The following is a 19112-nucleotide window of genomic DNA, read 5'->3' as shown; positions in this document are numbered from 1 at the left end:
GCCATCACAAAAAGCTACGCCGCCCGCAGCCGCTCGAGGATCTGCGGATAGAGGTCCTGGTTGCTGGCCAGGATCGACTTGCCCTGCACGACGTCGTGGTCGTTGTCGTCGATCGTGGTGACCTTGCCGCCCGACTCCTGGACCATCAGCACGCCGGCGGCGACGTCCCACGGGTTGAGGTTGCGCTCCCAGTAGGCGTCGAAGCGACCGGCGGCGACCCAGGCCAGGTCCAGGGCGGCGGCGCCGAAGCGGCGGACGCCGGCGACCTTCTGGCTGACCTGGTGCAGCTCCTTCAGGAACTGGCCGTGGCCCGGCTTGCCGGCGAACGGCACGCCCGTGGCCAGCACGCTCTCGTCCAGGTTCCGGCGGGCGGCGACGCGCAGGCGCTTCTCAGCGCCCAGGAAGGCGCCCTTGCCCTTTTCGACCCAGAACAGGTCGTTGGTGATCGGGTTGTAGGTGACGCCGGCGACGACGCCCTCGCCCTCGCGCTGCAGGGCGATGTTGACCGCGAAGTGCGGGATGGCGTGCATGAAGTTGGTGGTGCCGTCCAGCGGGTCGACGATCCAGGTGTGGGTCTTGTCGGTGCCCTCGATCATGCCGCGCTCTTCGCCCAGGAAGCCGTAGCCCGGGCGAGCCTTGGTCAGGATCTCGAACAGGGTCTGTTCGGCCTTGATGTCGGCGTTGGTGACGAAGTCCGCCGCGCCCTTTTTCGAGACCTGCAGTTCCGTGACTTCGCCGAAGTCGCGGGCCAGGCCACGGGCGGCCTTCCGGGCCGCGTCGATCATGACGTTCAGGAGGGCGGAAGGCGTAGCCACGGGCGTGTAATCCTCATGCAATGCCGTCGACGCCCGCCGGAAGATCCGGCGGCGGAGCGGTAGGTCGACGGTGTGAAAGAACGGGCGCGGAACCTAGTCGTCCACAGGCCCGAAGGCAAGGCGCCGTTGATTCGACAGGGTTAAGCGTCGCGCGGCGGGCGTCTGGCGTCCGTCCCGAACGCGATTTCTCGCCATCCTGGGCCGGCCTGCGGCGCCGGGATGGCAAGCCTTCTGATCGCCTAGGGCAGCTCGACCTTCGGCAGGGTGTCCTTGGTTTCGCAGAGCAGCTTGCCGGCCTTGCCGACGGCGCCGGAGATGTCGTCGATCTTGGCTTCCTTGCGCCAGCCCTTGGGCAGGCCCTGAGAGCCGTCGAAGTCCATGCCGAGGTCCATCCACTTGTCGGCCGCGCAGTCGAGCGCGAAGACCAGGATCGGACCCTTGGTGGGCGGCCAGTTCTTGTAGGGGCCGTTGGGCTTGCCCTCGGCGACGCGGGTCACGATCAGCCCGGTGGCCTGGTCCACGCGGGTGAAGTCCGCGTCGTAGTAGGATTTTGTGTCTCCCGGCGCCTGCTTCCAGGTCTCGGCGGTCGCGCCCGTCGAGAGCAGGGCCGTCGAAAGGGCCAGGGCCGTAACGCTAAGCAAACACACTTCGAGTCGCTTCATCGGCGTCCTCCCCATTTATCGTTGTTCGCTAACGGGGAAGCTATGCCTGTGTGCGGCGCGTCACAAGCGAACGTCGTTATTTCGCCTTATTCGCGCTCGGCGAGACCCTTGGCGATGGCGCCGTTCAGCGCGGCGACGGCCGCGTCCGGACCTTCCGGATAGGCCCAGACCCCGGCCGAGACGGCCAGGAAGTCGGCGCCGGCCGTGGCCAGGGGCGCGGCGTTGGCGGCGGTGATCCCGCCGATGGCCACGCACGGGGTCTCCATGGTCTCCTGCCAGATGGCCAGGATCTCGGGTTCGGCGATGGTTGGGGCGTCCTTGGTCGTCGTCGGGAAAAAGGCCCCGAACGCCACATAGTCGGCCCCGGCCTCCGAGGCTTCCATGGCCAGGTGCCGGCTGTCATGGCAGGTGACGCCGACCATCCGCTGGCCCATCAGCTTGCGCGCGTCCTTCAGGGCCATGTCCGACTGGCCGACGTGGACGCCGTCGACCGGCAGGCGGGCGGCGAGATCGGGGCGGTCGTTGAGGATTACGGCGACGTCGTGGGCCTGGGCGATCGGCGACAGGGTCTCGACGGCGGCGGCGATCACGTCGTCCGGGGCGTCCTTCAGGCGGATCTGCAGGGCGGCGACATCGCCGCCTTCCAGGGCCTTGGCCAGCTGGCGGCCGAAGGCGGTCAGGTCGGCCAGGGAGGGCGGGGTGATCAGATAGAGGCGGCAGGCGAGCGTCATGGGCTGGGCTTTAAGCCAATTCGGGCCGCCCCGCGACACCTAGCCGCCGCTAACCGTAGTGAGAGTCAGTTGCAAAACACGCCGTGAGCGTCTAGATGAGAATGACACTCAATCGGGTAGGGCGTTCTTCCTTGTACGTCTGCAACTGTAACGGCATCCGCGAGCGCGAAGTGCGCGCCGCCATCGACGCTGGCGCCACGCGCCCGGCGGACATCTTCCGTCACAAGGGTTGCCAGGCCCAGTGCGCCAAGTGCGTCTGCGAGATGCGCCAGATGATCCAGGACAATCGCGAAGCGCTCGCCTTCGCGGCCGAGTAACGGCCTGAACGCCAGCAAATTCAGGGATCCGCCCGGCGTTCACGCGGATTTCCGTGAGAGCGCGAGACACTCGCACATATTCAGGTTGAAGCCGGTTTCGGCTTGCCCCAGGTTCCGGCCGAACATGTGAACTTCAAGGAGGCCGCCATGCAGGGCGATCCCGGCATCATCCGACTGCTCAACGCGGTGCTCACCAACGAGCTGACGGCGGTTAACCAGTACTTCCTGCACGCGCGGATGTACGACAACTGGGGCTTCAAGCGCCTCGGCAAGATCACCTATGACGAATCGATCGGCGAGATGAAGCACGCCGACAAGCTGATCAACCGCATCCTGTTCCTGGAAGGGCTGCCGAACCTCCAGGACCTGCACAAGCTGAAGATCGGCGAGACCGTGCCGGAATGCCTGGCCAGCGATCTGGCCGTGGAGGTCGGCGGCCGCGAGACCCTGATCCCCGGCATCGTCCAGTGCGAGCAGGCCCGAGACTATGTCAGCCGCGAGCTGCTGCGCGAAATCCTCAGCGACACCGAGGAGCATATCGACTTCCTCGAGATGCAGCTGGGCCTGGTCAAGGCGCTGGGCGAGCAGAACTACCTGCAATCGGCGGTGGGGGAACTGCCGGCCTGAACCGTCTTTGCGCTGAAGGTCGCGGACGGCCCAAGGTCGCCGATACCGTAAGCGTGTTTTCAGCTGGCGCGACGCGGGGAACGCGCCATCATGCGTGACGGCCCGGTCGCGCTGGAACCAAGGTTCAGCTGGGCTGTTTGACCTTGCGAGTTCACGAGGGAGTCCCGCCATGCATATCGCCAACGGAAAGTCGCGAGAACGCGCCCTGGCTGGACGCGAGGCGTTCGAGCTGGAAAGGCGGGAAGGCCTTCACCCCGCGGCGCAGATCGGCGTCGGCGCGGCCCTGGCCGGCGGCGCGATCATCGCGGCCATGGTGATGGGCCGCCGTCATGAGCGGGTGCTGGACGACGAGATGTACGCCGTCGAGTTCGCCGAGATGCACGAGCCCGTGGCCCATCAACCCAAGCCGCTGACCAGCCTGCTTTTGCCGCCGCTGTTCATCGCCATGACCCTGTCGGGTCTGCGCACCTGGAACGCGCCGGCCAGTCCCGCCCGCACCCGCGCCCTGACCATCTGGAGCCTGGTGCAAGGCTTCAACGCTCTCTGGCTGGGCCTGGGCGCCAAGCGCGTCGGCGGACAGCTGGGCGCGGCGACGGCCTCTCTGGCGGCTTCGGCGGCCTATGCGATCGAGGCCCGCAAGGTCGGCGGCGGGGTCGCCCCCGACTTCGGCTGGATCGGCATCGCCAACGCCCTGACCTCGCAGCTGTGGCGCAAGCCCGTGCCGCGCATGCCGACGATTCATTGAGCCCCAGCATCCGTTCTCCCTCGCGAAAGCGGGGGCCCAGATGCAAGAGCGCCCGCGTTCCGGAGAGGATCGCGGGCGTTTTTGCATGCGCCTCACAGCCCTGCGATCTGGGTCCAGGCTTTCGCCGGGAAGATCGGGTGCGAGGAAGCTCAAGCGATCTTCAGCGCTTGGTCCAGGCTGAACCGCCCGCCGCCGCGCGCGATCAGGAGCAGCAGCAGGCCCGCCCACGACAGGTGGGTCGGCCAGGCGTCGGGATAGACGAAGATCTCGATCACCGCCGTCATGCCCAGGAAGGCCAGGGCCGACAGTCGGGTGAACAACCCCACAACCAGCAGGATCGAGAACAGGTGCTCCGAATAGGTCGCCGCGTGCGCCGCCACGTCGGGCGACAGCAGCGGCACGTGATATTCGGTCTCGAACAGGGAATAGGTGCTGTCCTTGATGTGCAGCAGCCCGTCGACCTTGGTGCGGCCAGACTGAAAGAAGATCGCCGCCACGCCGAGGCGGGCGACAAGGGCCAGGACGTCCTCGGTCAGAACCTTGCCGGCGATCCGGGCGAAGGCGTCGAAAGGCGCGCGGAGGGCGACAGCGGTCATCGGTCGATATCCAGGAAGACGCCGTCGGCGATCAGGCCCGCGAACAGCGGGGCGAGGTCGGCGGCGGGATGGGCGGTCAGGACGCGTTCGGCGGCCTGGGCGGTGGTCTGGCCTTCGCGACAGGCGCGAAGGAATTCGGTTTCGGCCTCACCGATTACGCGATGCCGGACCGCGCCGTGGGCGCGGACGCAGAGCAGCGCTTCGGCTTGGTCGGAGAGTTCGAGGCCGTCATGGCCCGCGCGCGCCGATGACCACAGGCTGGGCAGGCCGGCATCGAAGGCGGCGAAGCGGACGCTGGGGTGCAGGGCGAGCCGCGTCTCGGCCAGGGCCTCGGGCGGCAAGGCGGCCAGCGCCCCGGCGGTCAGGGCCGCCGCCTCGGCGGCGAACAGGGCCTCGGTCCACAGGCGGTCCAGATGGGCGACGCCGACCAGATAGGGCAGGTCCTGGGCCGGCGGGAAGCGTTCGAGCCAGGCGGGAAAGTCCTTGCCATAGTCCAGGAGGGTCGCGCCGGTCGGCGGCGCCTCACGCGCAAAAAGCGCGGCGGCGGCGCGGAACCAGTCCTCGCCGACCATCGACAGCACGGTCGGGAAATTGGCGGCCAGGGCGTCGACGCAGCCCTTGGCGATGGTGTTGCGATAGACCGACAGCCCGGCCTCGCCGGCGTCGGGCGCGAGCCAGGGCGACAGCGCCGAGCGCTCGCCACCGAGGGCCGCGACGAAGGCGTCCTGGAAGTCCAGCAGCTCAGGCATGAGCCTTCTCCAGGACAGGCTCCAGCATGGCGGCGGCGCGGTCGCGCTCGGCCATCAGCGTCGCGAAGTCGGGTATATCATCGTCGCGCTCGATCAGGGTCGGGCGCGGGCCGATTCGGTCGATCAGCCGGCGATAGAGCGTCCAGACGGGCTCGGCCACCGGCGCGCCGTGGGTGTCGATCAGCAGATCAGAGCCGCCTTCATCGGGCGCGTGGCCGGCCAGGTGAATCTCGCCGATCGCTTCGGCCGGCAGGGCGTCCAGATAGGTTTCGGCGCGGTAGCCGAGGTTGCTGGCGCTGACGAAGACGTTGTTGACGTCGACCAGCAGGCCGCAGCCGGTTTGGGCGACCAGGGCCTTCAGGAAGTCGACCTCGTCAAGGTCGTGGCCGGTCAGGGGCAGATAGAGCGACGGGTTCTCGATCAGCACCTTGCGGCCCAGGGCGTCCTGCATGCGGCCGACATTGGCGGCGATGCGGGCGAGGGCGGCGTGGGTGCGCGGAAAGGGCAGGAGATCGGGCTGGTGCTGGCCCCGATGCGTCGACCAGGCCAGGTGCTCGGAGACGACGAACGGCTCGAACCGGTCGACCAGCCGCTTGAGGGCGGCCAGGTGCTCGCGGTCCGGATCGGCGTCGGCGGCCAGGGACAGGCCCACCCCGTGCAGCGACAGCGGACGGCGTTCGCGGATGGCTTCCAGCGCCGCCAGACGCGGGCCGCCGGCCGACATGTAGTTCTCGGGATGGACCTCGAACCACAGCCCCTCGGCGTCGCACGTCAGGGCTTCGTCGTAGTGCTGGGGCTTGAGGCCGAGGCCGGCGGTGATCATGGGCGTTTCCAATAGCGGCTTACCTACCCCCTCCGCGCTTCGCGCTCCTCCCCGGAGGGGGAAGAGGGCCGTGGATCCGGAGGGGGCAAGTGATCGTGGCGCTTACGCCTTCGGCGTCAGCGAGCCCATGCCGGTCGGGGTCTTGATCGTGACGCACGTGCCCTTCTTGACCATCTTCCAGGCGTCGCCCTGATAGTCGACCTTCGAGGTGCCGGCGCACGAGGTGCCCGCGCCCGCCTTGCAGTCGTTCTCGCCGGCCTTGGCGACGCCGTAGCACTTTTCCTGGTCGCCCTTGGCCTTCATATGGTCGTCGGCCGAGGCCATCGAGACGCCGGCCGACAGGGCCAGGACGGCGGCGAGGGCGGCGGTGGCGGTGGTGCGGTTCATGGGGTTTCTCCTTGAAGCGTTTCTAGAGGGGCGTTTCTCGCCGGCGCGGCCTGTCGCCGCCCGGTCGAGGGGAGATACGAAGCGACACCGGACGAGGTTACACCGGTCGGCGAACAAAATTTCGGCGCGGCCTATTTTCGGTCGGTTCCGGCGCGGCGCGACACCGTGTAACCATCCGTCCATGGCGCGCGAATAGGGGCAGGCGTGACGGATACCGAGACCCGTTTGAAGGCGCTGATGCTGCGCGGGCTGGACGGCGACGCCGCCGCCTATCGCGAGTGTCTGGCCGTTCTCGGCGTCCGGCTGCGCGCCTATTTTGCGCGGCGGATGTCCGGCGCGCCCGGCGATGTGGAGGATCTTGTGCAGGAGACGCTGCTGGCGGTGCATCTCAAGCGGTCGACCTGGGACACGTCCCTGTCGTTCACCGCCTGGGCGCATGCGGTGGCGCGCTACAAGCTGATCGACCACTGGCGGCGGCGAAAGGTCCGACAGACCCTGCCGATCGAGGATCACATCGAGTTCCTGGCCGCGGACGAGCCCGATCCTGGCGTCGGCCTCGAACTGGACCGCGCCCTGGCGACCCTGCCCGACAAGCAGCGGACCCTGGTCTCCGACGTCAAGCTGACGGGCCTGTCCCTGGCCGAGGCGGGCGCCAAGGCCGGCATGTCCGAGGGGGCGGCCAAGGTCGCCCTGCACCGGGCGTTGAAGGCCCTGGCCGAAAGGATGCGCCGTGCGGACCGATGACCTGATCGACGCCCTGGTCTCGGACGCCCGGGCCACGGATGTTGGAGCGACGCGCGCCCCGTCCCGCCGACTGGCCATGGTCGCCGGCCTGGGCGCGCTGGCGGCGCTGGCGCTGGTGCTCACCTGGCTGCACACTCGCCACGACCTGATGCTCGCCATGCGCGGCGGCATGTTCTGGATGAAGGCGCTCTACACCGCCCTGCTCGGCGTGGCCGGCTATCTCGCCGTCGAGCGGCTGTCGCGGCCGGGCGGCTCGGGCCGTCGCGGCTGGATCCTGGGCCTGTCCGTCCTGGCGGCGTTCGTGGTCGCGGGCGTCGTCCAGGCGATGATGAGCCCCGACATCCAGATGACGCTGCACATGCTCCGCGGCCATTCCTGGCATGTCTGCAGCCGCAATATCCTGGTCCTGGGCCTGCCGATGCTGGTCTTGGGCCTGTGGGTCGTGCGCGGCATGGCCCCGACCCGGCTAACCCTGGCGGGTCTGGCGACGGGATTGTTCGCGGGCGGCGTGGCGGCGACGGTCTATGGGCTGCACTGCGCCGAGAACACCTTCACCTTCGTGGCCCTCTGGTACAGCCTCGGGGTGCTTTCCCTAGCCGCCCTCGGCGCGGCGGTCGGGCGTTGGGCGCTGCGTTGGTAGGCCGGGCGAGCCTTGGCGCGCCGTCGCCAGATCTAGCGACGATCAAGTTTCGTGTCGTCGCCCTCCAGTCGATTGACAAACCGACGTTCCGCCACTGAAGTGCGCCCGCCTTTCGCGAATGAGACGCGATAGGCGTTGGCGCAACCGCCATACGGCTCTGTGGGGAGAGGCGCGTGACGATCGATGACACTGTCGCTCCGATAGGCGGCGTGGGAGGCGGCGCGCCTATCTGGTCGGCCGCGACCCTGCCATGGCGACTGGCCGAGGCCGCCGCCGCCGGCGCCCTGGCCGGCGTGCTGATGATCCTGGTCTGGCTGGACCTGCGGCCGGACTTGCCCCTCGCCGCCACACAGACCTTCTTCTGGATCAAGGCGGTCTATCCCGCAGCCGTCGCCCTCTGCGCCCTGGCCGCCGCGACGCTGTTGGCGCGCGCGCGCCGTGGCGGGTTTCGGGCCATGGCCGGGGCGGGGGCCCTGGCCTGCGCCATGCTGATCGCCGCGGCTGTCCAGGCGTCCGGCGCGGACGCCGAGGCGCTCACCGCCCCCGACTGGCCCAGCGCCGCCGCCTGTCTTGGCGACATCCTGGTCATCGCCGCGCCGATGCTGGCGCTGGTGGCGGCCGGGCTGCGCGATGTCGACCTGGAGCGGCCCACGCCCACCGGCTTCGCGTGCGGCCTGTTCTGCGGAGGCGTGGCGGCGACGGTCGACGGCCTGCACTGCTGGCAGGGGACTTACACGTTCGTGGGGCTCTGGTTCACCCTGGCCATGCTGCTTTGCGGCGCGGTGGGGGCAGGCGCGGTCAAGCTGCTCGCCCGTCGCCGCCGCTTTCTCGCGGCCGCGGAATAGCGGCGAACAGCCGACACGAAAAGGGCCTCCCGGAGCGATCCGGGAGGCCTCTTCGTCTTCAGGGGGCGACGCCTATTCGGCGGCGGCCTTGGCCGCGTCGCCGCCGAACTTGGCGTGCAGCTCGCCGGAGGCGTAGCGCTTGGCCATGGTCGCCGTCGACAGCGCCTTGATCTTGTCGGCGTGGCCGGCCGAGCCGAACTCGACGAAGCGGGCCTGGCAGACCTTGCGCATGGCTTCCTTGGCGGGCTTCAGATAGGCGCGCGGGTCGAACTCGCCCGGCTTTTCGACCAGGATCTTGCGGATCGCGCCGGTGATGGCCATGCGGTTGTCGGTGTCGACATTGATCTTGCGCACGCCGTGCTTGATGCCGCGCTGGATCTCCTCGACCGGCACGCCCCAGGTCTGGGGCATCTCGCCGCCGTACTGGTTGATGATGTCCTGCAGGTCCTGCGGGACCGACGACGAGCCGTGCATCACCAGGTGGGTGTTGGGCAGGCGGCGGTGGATCTCCTCGATCACGTTCATGGCCAGGACGTCGCCGTCCGGCTTGCGCGTGAACTTGTAGGCGCCGTGACTGGTGCCCATGGCGATGGCCAGGGCGTCGACGCCGGTCTGGGCGACGAAGTCGACCGCCTGGTCCGGATCGGTCAGCAGCTCGTCGTGGCTGAGCTTGCCTTCGAAGCCGTGGCCGTCCTCGGCCTCGCCCATGCCGGTCTCAAGCGAGCCCAGCACGCCCAGTTCGCCTTCGACCGAGACGCCGCAGCTGTGGGCCATCTGCACCACCTTGCGGGTGACCTCGACATTGTACTCGTAGGAAGCCGGGGTCTTGGCGTCCTCCATCAGCGACCCGTCCATCATCACTGAGGTGAAGCCGTACTGGATCGCCGTGGCGCAGGTCGCGGGGCCGTTGCCGTGGTCCTGGTGCATGCAGACCGGGATGTGCGGATAGATGTCGACCAGAGCGTCGATCATCCTGGCCAGCATGATGTCGTTGGCGTAGTTCCGCGCGCCGCGCGACGCCTGGATGATGACCGGCGAGTTGACGGCGTCGGCCGCCTCCATGATCGCCAGGCCCTGTTCCATGTTGTTGATGTTGAAGGCGGGCAAGCCGTACTCATGCTCGGCGGCATGGTCCAACAGCTGGCGCAGCGTGATGCGAGCCACGTAGTTCTCTCCTGCAAGCGTTAAGTGGTTGGATCGTTTCTTGTTCTTGGGGCCGTGACGCTTTTGCGTTCTCTGCCCGGGGCGCCTTCTATCTAAGATAGAAGGCTTGTCTTTGAATGGAGCGCATTAGGACGGCGAAACCGCCCACACTTTCGCCTAATGCGCTCCGCAGTCGTCAGATCGGCGCGGATCTGCATGATCCGCGCCAAACGAAGTCGTCGTCCTATTGTTCCAGAGCCGCGACGCCCGGAAGCGTCTTGCCCTCCATCCATTCCAGGAACGCGCCGCCGGCGGTCGAGACGAACGTCATGTCGGCCGACACACCCGCGTGGTTCAGAGCCGACACCGTATCACCGCCGCCGGCCACGGCCACGATCTTACCCGATTTCGCCAGCTGCGCGGCGTGCTTTGCCGCCGAAACGGTCGCTTCGTCGAACGGAGGGACTTCAAAGACGCCCAGCGGGCCGTTCCAGATCAGGGTCTTGCTGGCGTCCATGGCCGCCAGCAGGGTCTTCACGGTCTCGGGACCGGCGTCCAGGATCAGGTCGTCGGGGCGGACGTCATAGACGTTGCGGGTCTCGGCGTGGACGCCCGGCTTGACGCTCTTGGCCACGACCACGTCGGTCGGCAGCAGCAGCTTGCAGCCGGCCGCGCCCGCCAGGTCGATGATCTCCAGGGCGGTATCGGCCAGGTCGGGCTCGCACAGCGAAGCGCCGACATCGATCTTGGCCGCGTGGAGGAAGGTGTTGGCCATGCCGCCGCCGATGGCCAGATAGTCCAGCTTGGTCACCAGATTGCGCAGCAAATCGAGCTTGGTCGAGACCTTGGAGCCGCCGACGATGCCGATGACCGGCTTCTTGGGATTGCCCAAGGCGGCGTCCAGGGCTTCCAGTTCGCGCTGCATCGCCAGGCCCGGATAGGCCGGCAGCAGGTGGGCCAGGCCCTCCGTCGAGGCGTGGGCGCGGTGGGCGGCGCTGAAGGCGTCGTTGACATAGACGTCGCCATTGGCCGCGAGGGCCTTGGCGAACGCGGGATCGTTCTTCTCTTCGCCGGCGTGGAAGCGGACGTTCTCCAGCAGCGCCACGCCGCCGTTTTCCAGACCGTCGACGACCTTGGCCGCTTCGGGGCCGATGGCGTCCGAGGCGAAGGCGACCGGCTGCTCCAGCAGCGCCGACAGCGGCTCGGCCACGAAGGCCAGGCTCATCTCCGGAACGACCTTGCCCTTGGGCCGGTCGAAGTGGGCCAGCAGCACGACCTTGGCGCCTTGCTGGGACAGGTAGTGGATGGTCGGCAGGGCCGCGCGCAGGCGGGTGTCGTCGGTGATCGCGCCCCCGTCGACCGGCACGTTGAAGTCCACCCGGACCAGGGCGCGCTTGCCGGCGAGATCGGCGGTGTCGAGGGTGCGGAAGGTCATGGGGTCATCCGTTCAGAGAGTATGGCAGACCGGCGCGGCGCGGAGACCCGCGACGAACCAGAGAGCAAAGCTGAGCGCAGGAACGACGGCATGGGCGACGCCCATACGCCGCCGTCGCGACGCGTAGAGATGCAGCGCCCACGCCGCGAGCCAGACCGGCAAGCCCACGGTCATGACAAGGTGGGCGTCGAGTCGGATCGAGGATCCGAACAGGGGCAAGGGTGGCAGCGGCTGATCTTCGCGACCGCCGCGCCAATAACATGACATCGCCCCGCCGCCGAATGCGACGCCAATCGCCGAGAAGGTGAGAACGATCGTAACGACCCAAGTCCATAGGCGCGCGAGCCAGTGAGCTCGCGATCGCTTTGACGTGTCGGGCGTCAACATCGATCCCTTTCGGTTGCGGTCAGCGAAAACCCCCGCCCTTCGAAAAGGACGGGGGCTGGTCGGTTCCTTACAGGAACTTCGCCATCTCGAGAGCGGTGTCGCTCATGCGGGTCGCGAAGCCCCATTCGTTGTCGTACCAGCTGAGCACGCGGACCAGCTTGCCCTCGATGACCTGGGTCTGGGGCAGGGCGGCCGTCGAGCTGGCGGCGATGTGGTTCAGGTCCGACGAGACCAGCGGGTCGGTGGTCGTGAACAGCACGCCCTTCATCGGACCGTCGGCGGCGGCCTGCAGGGCGGCGTTGACCTCGGCGGCCGTGGTGTCGCGCGTCGGCACGACCTTCAGGTCGATGACCGAGACGTTCGGGGTCGGGACGCGGATCGAGCTGCCGTCGAGCTTGCCCTTCAGGGCCGGTAGGACAAGGCCCAGGGCCTTGGCGGCGCCGGTCGAGGTCGGGATCATGCTCAGGGCCGCGGCGCGGGCGCGGTAGAGGTCCTTGTGCATGGTGTCCAGCGTCGGCTGGTCGCCGGTATAGCTGTGGATCGTGGTCATGTAGCCACGCTCGATGCCGACTAGGTCGTGCAGGACCTTGGCGACCGGGGCCAGGGCGTTGGTGGTGCACGAACCGTTCGAGACGACGATGTCGTCGGCGGTCAGGGTCTCGTGGTTGACCTTGTAGACGATGGTCTTGTCGGCGCCGTCGGCGGGAGCCGAGACCAGCACGCGCTTGGCGCCGGCTTCCAGGTGCAGGGCGGCCTTGTCGCGGGCGGTGAAGATGCCGGTGCACTCGAACGCGATGTCGACGTTGAGTTCCTTGTGCGGCAGGTCCTTGGGATCACGGATCGCCGTGACCTTGATCTTGCCCATGCCGACATCGATCCAGTCCTCGCCCGAGGTGACCACGCCCGGGAAGCGGCCGTGAACGCTGTCGTAGCGCAGCAGGTGGGCGTTGGTCTCGACCGGGCCGAGGTCGTTGATGGAGACGACCTCGATGTCGCGGCGGCCATGCTCGGCGATGGAGCGCAGGACCAGACGTCCGATGCGGCCGAAGCCGTTGATGGCGACGCGAATAGCCATGGGTCGTTCTCCTGTTATGACCGCGCGATCGAGTTCGATCGGCGTTCCCTATTTGGGTGCGCGTTTTGCGGGGGAAAGGCGCTGAGTCAAGGCCTAGAAACTGACACGGCCGCGGTAAATGCTGCTATGGGCTCCGCGCCGCCCAAATGTCGCCCTGACGACTGGCATAGACGGGGCTCATCTATATGTTGCGTCGCATGATTGGAAATCGCCGATGATCCCGGCCGACGGTACGGCCCTCGACCTGGCCGTGCGCCGTCTGGAGCGCGCGGTGGCTCAGCTCGAGCAGCGCCAGGCGGCCAGGGTCGCCGAGGTCGAGCGCGCGATCGCCGCCGCGGCGGCCGCCGCTCCCGTCGCCTCGTCGTCGCCCGCTGAACCCAGCCTCTTCGACGATGAAGAGCGCATTCGGCTGGTCGCCGACCTGGAAGCCGCCCGCGAACGTGAAAAGGCGCTGGAGGAAGCTGGCGAGCAGGCCTCCGCCGCCCTGGGCCGCGCCATCGCGGAGATCCGTTCCGCGCTCGGCGACGAGTTCGTGGCCAATGATGACCACGCGCATGACGACGCCGAAGCCGAAGACGCCGTCGCGCCGCTGCAGGACGACGACCTGTTCGACACGCCCAAGGCGGACGATCCCAAAGTCAGCGATCCCAAAGTCCGCGATCGGGGGGAGGCCTGACGCATGGCCCAGGTGACCATCCACGTGAACGGCCGTCCCTACATGGTCGGCTGCGAGGACGGCCAGGAGCCGCATCTCTCGGAACTGGCGCGGCTGTTCGACCGCCAGGTCCGCCAGGTCAGCTCCGACGTCGGCCAGTTGGGCGAGACGCGGCTCTTCCTGATGGGCGCCCTGCTGCTGGCCGACGAACTGTCGGACATGAAGCTGCGCCTGGCCCACGCCAACGCCGAGATCGCCCGCCTGAATCAGGAGGGCACGAAGGCCGAGATCGCGGCCATCCGCGCGCTCGACGCGGCGGCGGAGAAGATCGAGAAGCTGGCGGCCGATTAGAGGGGGGCGGGCTGCGCTCAAGGTTGTTCTTTCCGGGGCGCCTAGCCTATCGTTGAGCGCACGATTGCGAGGCGCTTCGATGAAATGGGTTCCGGTGTTTGGGCTGCTTGGCCTGATCCTGAGCGGGCAAGCCCGTGCGGCGGACGATACGCCCGCCGCGTTCGGCGCGCGCGAGTACATCCAGCAGATCAGCCTTTCACCGGACGGACAGAAGGTGGCGATGGTCGTGCCGGCCGCCGGGCGCGGCGTTCGCCTGGAGATTGTCGACACGGCGGCTTCCGGCCCGCCCAAGGCGATCCTCGCCTCCAACGGCAGCCCCGAACGGCTGACCGGTTGCCGCTGGTCGACCAACACGCGTCTGGTCTGCCAAATCTATGTCGTCGTGAGGGACGCGCAGAATCGGCTGGGCTTCACGCGCCTGATCGCGATCAACAGCGACGGCGGCGACCTGAAGGTGCTCAGCGCCCAGACCAACGACCGATCGCTGCGGATGTCGCAGAACGGCGGCGTGGTGATCGACTGGGCGACCGACGACGCGCCAGGCGGAATTCTGATCACCCGCGACTATGTACCGGAGCGCTCCACCGGCACCCATCTGGCCAACGAGGACGACGGGCTGGGCGTCGATCGCATCGACACCACGACCCTGGCCCGCCGGTCCGTCGAGAAGCCAAACCTCAACGCCATCGAATATATCGGCGATGGGCGCGGGACCGTCCGGGTGATGGGCGTTCGGCCGACGCGGTCGTCTGGCTACGCCAGCGACAAGATCCTCTATTTCTATCGCCAGCCCGAACGCCGCGACTGGTCGCCCTTGGGCCAGCTGACGCTGAGCGGCTCCGGCTATAGCGGCTTCAATCCCCACGCCGTCGATCCTGAGCTCAACGTCGTCTATGGCTTCGACGCCAAGGACGGCCGCCAGGCGCTCTACAAAATCACGCTCGATGAGACGCTGAACCGCGAGCTGGTGCTGGCGCGACCGGATGTCGATGTCGCGGGGCTGGTGCGGATCGGCCGCCAGAACCGCGTGGTCGGGGTCTCCTACGTCACCGACAAGCGCGAGACGGAATTCTTCGACCCCGAGCTGCGCAAGCTGGGCCTGGCGCTAGGCAAGGCGTTGCCGGGGCGGCTCGTCACCTTCGTCGACGCCTCGGCCGACGAGTCGAAGCTGCTGCTGTTCGCCGGCGGTGACAGCGATCCGGGCCTCTACTATCTCTATGACAAGGCGACGCGGAACCTGCGGGAGCTGATCGCCGCCCGGCCCCAGCTTGAGACGTTCAAGCTGGCCACGGTGAAGCCGGTGACCTACCCGGGCGCCGACGGAACGCAGATCCCCGGCTACCTGACCCTGCCACCGGGCGGCGACGGCAAGAACCTGCCGGCGATCGTCATGCCGCACGGCGGCCCGGGCGCACGCGACGAATGGGGCTTCGACTGGCTGGCTCAGTTCTTCGCGCACCAAGGCTACGCCGTGCTGCAGCCCAATTATCGCGGCTCCAGCGGCTATGGCGCGGACTGGTTCCAGAAGAACGGCTTCCAGTCCTGGCGCACGGCGATCGGCGACGTGAACGACGGCGGCCGGTGGCTCGTCCAGCAGGGCATCGCCGCGCCGGGCAAGCTGGCCATCGTCGGCTGGTCGTACGGAGGATACGCGGCGCTGCAGTCGGCGGTGCTGGATCCGGACCTCTTCAAGGCCATCGTGGCGATCGCGCCGGTCACCGATCTGGAGACCCTGCGCGCGGAATCCCTGAACTTCACCAACTACCTCCAGGTCAGTGAATTCATCGGCAAGGGCCCGCACGTGGTCGAGGGTTCGCCCGCCCAGAACGCCGCGCGCATCAAGGCGCCGGTGCTGCTGTTCCACGGCGACCTCGACGCCAATGTCGGCATCGGCGAGTCGCGGCTGATGGAGCGCAAGCTGCGCGACGCGGGACGCAAGGCCGAGTTGGTCGAATTCAAGGGGCTGGACCATCAGCTGGACGACAGCGCGGCGCGAACCGAGATGCTGACCAAGGCCGACGCCTTCCTGAAGGCGTCGCTGGGCCTCTGATCGTCGCTTGCGACGCGGGCGCCTCTATCGCTGGGGCGCCCGACCCCCTATATTGATCCACGGCGGGTCTTGCTGTGGCTCTCGTCGAAGATTTCTATTCCCAGGGACCTTAATCTCTCTATCGGGACCTGTTCCCTCCCGTGGCCGTGGCTGCGGGAACACGGGGCCCACCTGTTACTGACAGGTTCGAGTGGATTGAAACGTCTTCACGGTTCTTCGCGGCGCCGCCACCTTTCTCCCCTATAAACGGCCGATGACCATCGTCGACCCCGTCGCCGCCAAGACGGCCCTGCGCGTATTTCTTCGCAATCAGCGCAAGCAGCTGGCGCGCGAGCATCCCGAAGCCGATTGGATGATCGCCGAGGTGGCTCGCGAGCCCCTGGCCAAGCTGTTCCCCGATCCCGCCGGCAAGGTGGCCGCGCTCTATCACGGCCTCGGCTCGGAAGTGTCGCCGCGTATCCTGGCCGACCAGATGCGCGAGGCCGGCTGGACCCTGGCCCTGCCGGCCGTCGAGGACGCCGACACCGGCCGCATGGTGTTCCGCCTCTGGGATCCGAAACAGCCGCTGGTCCATGACGCCATCGGCCTGCGCGGTCCGCCGCCGACGCAGCCGGCGCTGGCGCCGGATCTGGTCGTCACCCCGCTGCTGGCTTTCCAGCTGGACGGGACGCGGCTGGGGCAAGGCGGCGGCTACTACGACCGGGCGCTGGAGGCGCTCAGGGCCCGCAAGCGGGTCATGGTCCTGGGCCTCGCCTACAGCGGTCAGCAGGTGGAGAATTTGCCGCACGAGGCCCACGATCAAAGGTTGGACGCCATTCTCACCGAAAAAGAGTATATCGCGGTCAATGACATGGGCCGCGCAGGCCCTCCTTAAGGACTTTCGATGCGTTTCGCCTTCTTCGGCGATGTCGTCGGCAAGTCGGGCCGCGACGGCCTGGCCGACCATCTGCCCGACCTTCGCCGCCGTCTCGGGCTCGAGTTCGTGATCATCAACGCCGAGAACGCCGCCGCCGGCTTCGGTATCACCGAGAACACCGCTCGCGAGCTGTTCGAGGCCGGCGCCGACTGCCTGACCCTGGGCAATCACAGCTGGGACCAGCGCGAGGCCCTGACCTATATCGTGCGCGAACCGCGTCTGATCCGTCCGGCCAACTATCCGATCCTGTCGGACGCCCCGGGGCGCGGCAGCCATCTGTTCCAGACGGATTCGGGCAAGACCGTGTTCGTCGTCAACCTGCTGGGCCGTGTCCACATGGACGCCATGGACGACCCGTTCGCCGCCGCCGACCGCGAGCTGGACAAGGCTCCGCTGGGCCAGGTGGCCGACGCGGTGATCGTCGACATGCACTGCGAGGCGACGTCGGAGAAGATGGCCATGGGCCACTATTGCGACGGCCGCGCCTCGCTGGTGGTCGGCACCCACACCCACGTCCCGACGGCCGACTGCCAGGTGCTGCCGGGCGGCACCGCCTACCAGACCGACGCCGGCGCCTGCGCCGACTACGACAGCGTGATCGGCAACCAGAAGGAAGAGCCTCTGCGCCGGTTCACCACCAAGATCAGCGGCGGGCGCTACACGCCGGCCTCGGGGCCGGCGACGGTGTGCGGCGTGTTCGTCGAGACCGACGACCGCACGGGCCTGGCGGTGCGTGTCGAGCCGATCCGCGTCGGCGGACGGCTCCAGCCGTCGATCCCGGAAGTCGCCTAAGCCTCTGGAAAATACCGGAAGAATGGCTCGGCCTCGGCCAGCACGCGCTGGACCGAGGGGCGGCTCTTCAGGCGCTCCAGATAGGCCAGGCCCAGCGGCCAGCGGTCCCCGAATGGGGCTTCTGGCGGCTGGACCTTGTCGGCGTAGAACAGCGCCGGCATGGCCGCGCAGTCGGCCAGGCCGAAGTCGCCGCACATCCAGTTCCGGCCGTCGGCCAGTTGCTTTTCCAGGTGATCGCAGGCCGTGGCCAACTGGGCGTGGGACTCTCGGACGCCATACGGGTCCTTGCCCGCCTCCGCCGGCCGGATGCGATCGGCGACGATGCGCTGCATCGGGTGATGGATGTAGTGGTCGAAGAAGCGATCCCAGAACCGCGTGCGCCAGGCCAGGTCCGGGTCCTGAGGCACGAACCGCACGCGGCCCGGATAGCGCAGGTCCAGATAGTCGAGGATGACGCTGGTCTCCAGCACCGTCTCGTCGCGGAGGTGATCGCGCAGCGCGGGCATCTTGCCCATCGGCGACAGCTTCAGGAACGCCTCGCGCCCGGCCGGATCGCCCAGGTTGACCATCACGTTCTCGAAGGCGATGTCGTTCTCGTAGAGGCCGATCAGCACCTTCCAGCAGAACGAGGACAGCGGGTGGGCGTGTAGCGTCAGGCTCATCGGTCGCTCTTTAACACTTAAGTTGTTGCCTAACTATCATCTAGGCTTGGCGGAGCGCAAGCCTCGCCGGGCCCCCTTGGGGGTGACAAAGCCCGCCCCCGGGGGCTAGAAGCGCCCACACTCCACTTTTCAGACCAGAGACAGAGCCTCCGAATGGCCGGCCACTCGAAATTCAAGAACATCATGCACCGCAAGGGCCGCGCCGACGCCGCGCGCTCCAAGCTGTTCTCCAAGCTGTCACGGGAAATCACCGTCGCGGCCAAGACCGGCCTGCCCGATCCGGCCATGAACCCGCGCCTGCGCCTGGCCGTTAACAACGCCAAGGCCGAAAGCCTGCCCAAGGACGTCATCGATCGCGCGATCAAGAAGTCGCAGATGGGCGACGCGGCCGACTACTCGGAAATCCGCTACGAAGGCGTCGCCGCCGGCGGCGTCGGCATCATCGTCGAGGTGCTGACCGACAACAAGAACCGCGCCGCGGCCAATGTCCGCTCGTACTTCACCAAGGTCGGCGGCAACATGGGCGCCACCGGCTCGGTGACCTTCAACTTCGATCACGTCGGCCAGATCACCTACCCGGCCAAGGCCGCGTCGGAAGACGACATGATGGAAGCCGCCATCGAGGCCGGCGCCGACGACGTCACCTCCGACATGGGCGAGGAAGGCGAAGGGCACACCATCTACACCGCTTTCGAGAGCCTGAACGAAGTGGCCGCCGCCCTGGAAGCCAAGTTCGGCGCGGCGTCGAACACCAAGATCGCCTGGCGTCCGAAGATGCAGGTGCCGGTCACGGGCGACTCGGCGGCCACCCTGATGAAGCTGCTCGACCTGCTGGACGACGACGACGACGTCCAGAACGTCTACTCGAACGAGGACATCAGCGACGAAGACCTGGCCAAGCTGGGTTGATGTTTCCGGGGGAGGTCCGACGGGCCTCCCCCGTCTTGCTTTGTATTGCTAGCGAC

The 19112-nt window shown here is 67.8% G+C and carries 24 protein-coding genes; 12 read left to right on the top strand and 12 right to left on the bottom strand.

Translation table 11 applies throughout. The features are described 5' to 3' along the window. Positions 1 to 14: 14 nt before the first annotated feature. The 3 genes from EIK80_RS21995 to thiE all read right to left on the bottom strand — a co-directional run bounded on the left by EIK80_RS21995 (position 15) and on the right by thiE (position 2208). Entirely contained in the window at positions 15 to 815 is an 801-nt protein-coding gene (locus EIK80_RS21995) for an inositol monophosphatase family protein (RefSeq protein WP_199743587.1), read from the bottom strand. 239 nt (positions 816 to 1054) lie between these two features. Further along, a complete protein-coding gene (locus EIK80_RS21990; RefSeq protein WP_125159153.1) occupies positions 1055 to 1477 on the bottom strand; it encodes a hypothetical protein in 423 nt (140 codons plus the stop codon). Between the two features lie 86 nt (positions 1478 to 1563). Next, positions 1564 to 2208: a thiamine phosphate synthase gene (gene thiE / locus EIK80_RS21985; protein WP_125159152.1), complete on the bottom strand. Its 645-nt coding sequence runs from the start codon at positions 2206 to 2208 to the stop codon at positions 1564 to 1566. A gap of 131 nt (positions 2209 to 2339) precedes the next feature. Here thiE and EIK80_RS21980 point away from each other — a divergent pair, with 131 nt between their 5' ends. The 3 genes from EIK80_RS21980 (at position 2340) to EIK80_RS21970 (ending at position 3897) form a co-directional block, all read left to right on the top strand. Next, complete coding sequence (locus tag EIK80_RS21980; protein WP_099575957.1) at positions 2340 to 2525, top strand: bacterioferritin-associated ferredoxin; 186 nt, start codon at positions 2340 to 2342, stop codon at positions 2523 to 2525. Between the two features lie 147 nt (positions 2526 to 2672). Next, positions 2673 to 3152 carry a bacterioferritin gene (bfr, locus tag EIK80_RS21975; protein WP_125159220.1) on the top strand — a complete coding sequence of 160 codons (480 nt, stop codon included), beginning with the start codon at positions 2673 to 2675 and terminating at the stop codon, positions 3150 to 3152. Positions 3153 to 3321: 169 nt separating this feature from the next. Continuing rightward, positions 3322 to 3897, top strand: a complete 576-nt coding sequence (locus EIK80_RS21970; protein ID WP_125159151.1) for a tryptophan-rich sensory protein — start codon at positions 3322 to 3324, stop codon at positions 3895 to 3897. 149 nt (positions 3898 to 4046) lie between these two features. Here EIK80_RS21970 and EIK80_RS21965 read toward each other — a convergent pair whose 3' ends face one another. From EIK80_RS21965 to EIK80_RS21950, 4 genes are all read right to left on the bottom strand, one after another. Next, positions 4047 to 4493, bottom strand: coding sequence for a DoxX family protein (locus EIK80_RS21965; protein ID WP_125159150.1), 447 nt, complete (start codon positions 4491 to 4493; stop codon positions 4047 to 4049). Beyond that, the gene (locus EIK80_RS21960) at positions 4490 to 5242 is read right to left on the bottom strand and encodes a DNA-binding domain-containing protein (RefSeq protein WP_125159149.1); all 753 of its coding nucleotides are present in this window, start codon (positions 5240 to 5242) and stop codon (positions 4490 to 4492) included. Before EIK80_RS21960 ends, EIK80_RS21965 begins: the two co-directional genes overlap by 4 nt. After that, a complete protein-coding gene (locus EIK80_RS21955; protein WP_125159148.1) occupies positions 5235 to 6065 on the bottom strand; it encodes a DUF692 domain-containing protein in 831 nt (276 codons plus the stop codon). The genes EIK80_RS21960 and EIK80_RS21955 overlap by 8 nt, the downstream gene beginning before the upstream one ends. Positions 6066 to 6167: 102 nt before the next feature. Then, positions 6168 to 6452 (bottom strand): DUF2282 domain-containing protein, encoded by a 285-nt coding sequence (locus EIK80_RS21950; RefSeq protein WP_125159147.1) that lies wholly within the window; start codon positions 6450 to 6452, stop codon positions 6168 to 6170. Positions 6453 to 6656: 204 nt separating this feature from the next. Between EIK80_RS21950 and EIK80_RS21945 the strand changes: the two genes are divergently transcribed. The 3 genes from EIK80_RS21945 to EIK80_RS21935 all read left to right on the top strand — a co-directional run bounded on the left by EIK80_RS21945 (position 6657) and on the right by EIK80_RS21935 (position 8681). Next, a complete protein-coding gene (locus tag EIK80_RS21945; RefSeq protein WP_125159146.1) occupies positions 6657 to 7196 on the top strand; it encodes a sigma-70 family RNA polymerase sigma factor in 540 nt (179 codons plus the stop codon). Further along, positions 7183 to 7836 carry an anti-sigma-F factor NrsF gene (gene nrsF / locus EIK80_RS21940; protein ID WP_125159145.1) on the top strand — a complete coding sequence of 218 codons (654 nt, stop codon included), beginning with the start codon at positions 7183 to 7185 and terminating at the stop codon, positions 7834 to 7836. Before EIK80_RS21945 ends, nrsF begins: the two co-directional genes overlap by 14 nt. A 173-nt stretch (positions 7837 to 8009) precedes the next feature. Then, on the top strand, positions 8010 to 8681 hold the full coding sequence (locus tag EIK80_RS21935; protein ID WP_158624742.1) for an NrsF family protein: 672 nt from the start codon (positions 8010 to 8012) through the stop codon (positions 8679 to 8681). A gap of 72 nt (positions 8682 to 8753) precedes the next feature. Here EIK80_RS21935 and fba read toward each other — a convergent pair whose 3' ends face one another. The 4 genes from fba to gap form a co-directional block, all read right to left on the bottom strand. Then, positions 8754 to 9845, bottom strand: coding sequence for a class II fructose-bisphosphate aldolase (fba, locus tag EIK80_RS21930; RefSeq protein WP_125159143.1), 1092 nt, complete (start codon positions 9843 to 9845; stop codon positions 8754 to 8756). 223 nt (positions 9846 to 10068) lie between these two features. Next, positions 10069 to 11259, bottom strand: coding sequence for a phosphoglycerate kinase (pgk, locus tag EIK80_RS21925; RefSeq protein ID WP_125159142.1), 1191 nt, complete (start codon positions 11257 to 11259; stop codon positions 10069 to 10071). 12 nt (positions 11260 to 11271) lie between these two features. Then, positions 11272 to 11646: a hypothetical protein gene (locus tag EIK80_RS21920; protein ID WP_125159141.1), complete on the bottom strand. Its 375-nt coding sequence runs from the start codon at positions 11644 to 11646 to the stop codon at positions 11272 to 11274. A gap of 67 nt (positions 11647 to 11713) precedes the next feature. Beyond that, the gene (gap, locus tag EIK80_RS21915) at positions 11714 to 12721 is read right to left on the bottom strand and encodes a type I glyceraldehyde-3-phosphate dehydrogenase (protein ID WP_125159140.1); all 1008 of its coding nucleotides are present in this window, start codon (positions 12719 to 12721) and stop codon (positions 11714 to 11716) included. A 214-nt stretch (positions 12722 to 12935) separates the two neighbouring features. Here gap and EIK80_RS21910 point away from each other — a divergent pair, with 214 nt between their 5' ends. The 5 genes from EIK80_RS21910 (at position 12936) to EIK80_RS21890 (ending at position 17485) form a co-directional block, all read left to right on the top strand. Next, positions 12936 to 13397, top strand: a complete 462-nt coding sequence (locus EIK80_RS21910) for a hypothetical protein (protein WP_125159139.1) — start codon at positions 12936 to 12938, stop codon at positions 13395 to 13397. Between the two features lie 3 nt (positions 13398 to 13400). Then, positions 13401 to 13727: a cell division protein ZapA gene (locus EIK80_RS21905; RefSeq protein ID WP_125159138.1), complete on the top strand. Its 327-nt coding sequence runs from the start codon at positions 13401 to 13403 to the stop codon at positions 13725 to 13727. 79 nt (positions 13728 to 13806) lie between these two features. Further along, the gene (locus EIK80_RS21900; RefSeq protein WP_125159137.1) at positions 13807 to 15777 is read left to right on the top strand and encodes a S9 family peptidase; all 1971 of its coding nucleotides are present in this window, start codon (positions 13807 to 13809) and stop codon (positions 15775 to 15777) included. Positions 15778 to 16030: 253 nt separating this feature from the next. Further along, positions 16031 to 16651, top strand: a complete 621-nt coding sequence (locus tag EIK80_RS21895) for a 5-formyltetrahydrofolate cyclo-ligase (protein WP_125159136.1) — start codon at positions 16031 to 16033, stop codon at positions 16649 to 16651. Positions 16652 to 16660: 9 nt separating this feature from the next. Continuing rightward, positions 16661 to 17485, top strand: coding sequence for a TIGR00282 family metallophosphoesterase (locus EIK80_RS21890; protein WP_125159135.1), 825 nt, complete (start codon positions 16661 to 16663; stop codon positions 17483 to 17485). Here the strand turns inward: EIK80_RS21890 and EIK80_RS21885 are convergent. Next, complete coding sequence (locus EIK80_RS21885; protein ID WP_125159134.1) at positions 17482 to 18147, bottom strand: glutathione S-transferase family protein; 666 nt, start codon at positions 18145 to 18147, stop codon at positions 17482 to 17484. The two genes, EIK80_RS21890 and EIK80_RS21885, sit on opposite strands and share 4 nt — an antisense overlap. A gap of 153 nt (positions 18148 to 18300) precedes the next feature. Between EIK80_RS21885 and EIK80_RS21880 the strand changes: the two genes are divergently transcribed. Next, positions 18301 to 19056 (top strand): YebC/PmpR family DNA-binding transcriptional regulator, encoded by a 756-nt coding sequence (locus tag EIK80_RS21880; protein ID WP_125159133.1) that lies wholly within the window; start codon positions 18301 to 18303, stop codon positions 19054 to 19056. Positions 19057 to 19112: the final 56 nt, after the last annotated feature.

Origin of the sequence: Caulobacter sp. 602-1, assembly GCF_003931565.1 — a bacterium.
GTDB lineage: Bacteria > Pseudomonadota > Alphaproteobacteria > Caulobacterales > Caulobacteraceae > Caulobacter.
Note: the sequence above shows the minus strand (reverse complement) of the source record. Positions and strands in the feature narration are given on the sequence as shown.

Excerpts from the sequence above, each read along its gene's own strand:
- EIK80_RS21990 (WP_125159153.1), bottom strand. The coding sequence starts at position 1,477 with ATGAAGCGACTCGAAGTGTGTTTGCTTAGCGTTACGGCCCTGGCCCTT.
- thiE (WP_125159152.1), bottom strand. The coding sequence starts at position 2,208 with ATGACGCTCGCCTGCCGCCTCTATCTGATCACCCCGCCCTCCCTGGCC.
- bfr (WP_125159220.1), top strand. The coding sequence starts at position 2,673 with ATGCAGGGCGATCCCGGCATCATCCGACTGCTCAACGCGGTGCTCACC.
- EIK80_RS21970 (WP_125159151.1), top strand. The coding sequence starts at position 3,322 with ATGCATATCGCCAACGGAAAGTCGCGAGAACGCGCCCTGGCTGGACGC.
- EIK80_RS21965 (WP_125159150.1), bottom strand. The coding sequence starts at position 4,493 with ATGACCGCTGTCGCCCTCCGCGCGCCTTTCGACGCCTTCGCCCGGATC.
- EIK80_RS21960 (WP_125159149.1), bottom strand. The coding sequence starts at position 5,242 with ATGCCTGAGCTGCTGGACTTCCAGGACGCCTTCGTCGCGGCCCTCGGT.
- EIK80_RS21955 (WP_125159148.1), bottom strand. The coding sequence starts at position 6,065 with ATGATCACCGCCGGCCTCGGCCTCAAGCCCCAGCACTACGACGAAGCC.
- EIK80_RS21950 (WP_125159147.1), bottom strand. The coding sequence starts at position 6,452 with ATGAACCGCACCACCGCCACCGCCGCCCTCGCCGCCGTCCTGGCCCTG.
- pgk (WP_125159142.1), bottom strand. The coding sequence starts at position 11,259 with ATGACCTTCCGCACCCTCGACACCGCCGATCTCGCCGGCAAGCGCGCC.
- EIK80_RS21920 (WP_125159141.1), bottom strand. The coding sequence starts at position 11,646 with ATGTTGACGCCCGACACGTCAAAGCGATCGCGAGCTCACTGGCTCGCG.
- gap (WP_125159140.1), bottom strand. The coding sequence starts at position 12,721 with ATGGCTATTCGCGTCGCCATCAACGGCTTCGGCCGCATCGGACGTCTG.
- EIK80_RS21910 (WP_125159139.1), top strand. The coding sequence starts at position 12,936 with ATGATCCCGGCCGACGGTACGGCCCTCGACCTGGCCGTGCGCCGTCTG.
- EIK80_RS21905 (WP_125159138.1), top strand. The coding sequence starts at position 13,401 with ATGGCCCAGGTGACCATCCACGTGAACGGCCGTCCCTACATGGTCGGC.
- EIK80_RS21900 (WP_125159137.1), top strand. The coding sequence starts at position 13,807 with ATGAAATGGGTTCCGGTGTTTGGGCTGCTTGGCCTGATCCTGAGCGGG.
- EIK80_RS21895 (WP_125159136.1), top strand. The coding sequence starts at position 16,031 with ATGACCATCGTCGACCCCGTCGCCGCCAAGACGGCCCTGCGCGTATTT.
- EIK80_RS21890 (WP_125159135.1), top strand. The coding sequence starts at position 16,661 with ATGCGTTTCGCCTTCTTCGGCGATGTCGTCGGCAAGTCGGGCCGCGAC.
- EIK80_RS21885 (WP_125159134.1), bottom strand. The coding sequence starts at position 18,147 with ATGAGCCTGACGCTACACGCCCACCCGCTGTCCTCGTTCTGCTGGAAG.
- EIK80_RS21880 (WP_125159133.1), top strand. The coding sequence starts at position 18,301 with ATGGCCGGCCACTCGAAATTCAAGAACATCATGCACCGCAAGGGCCGC.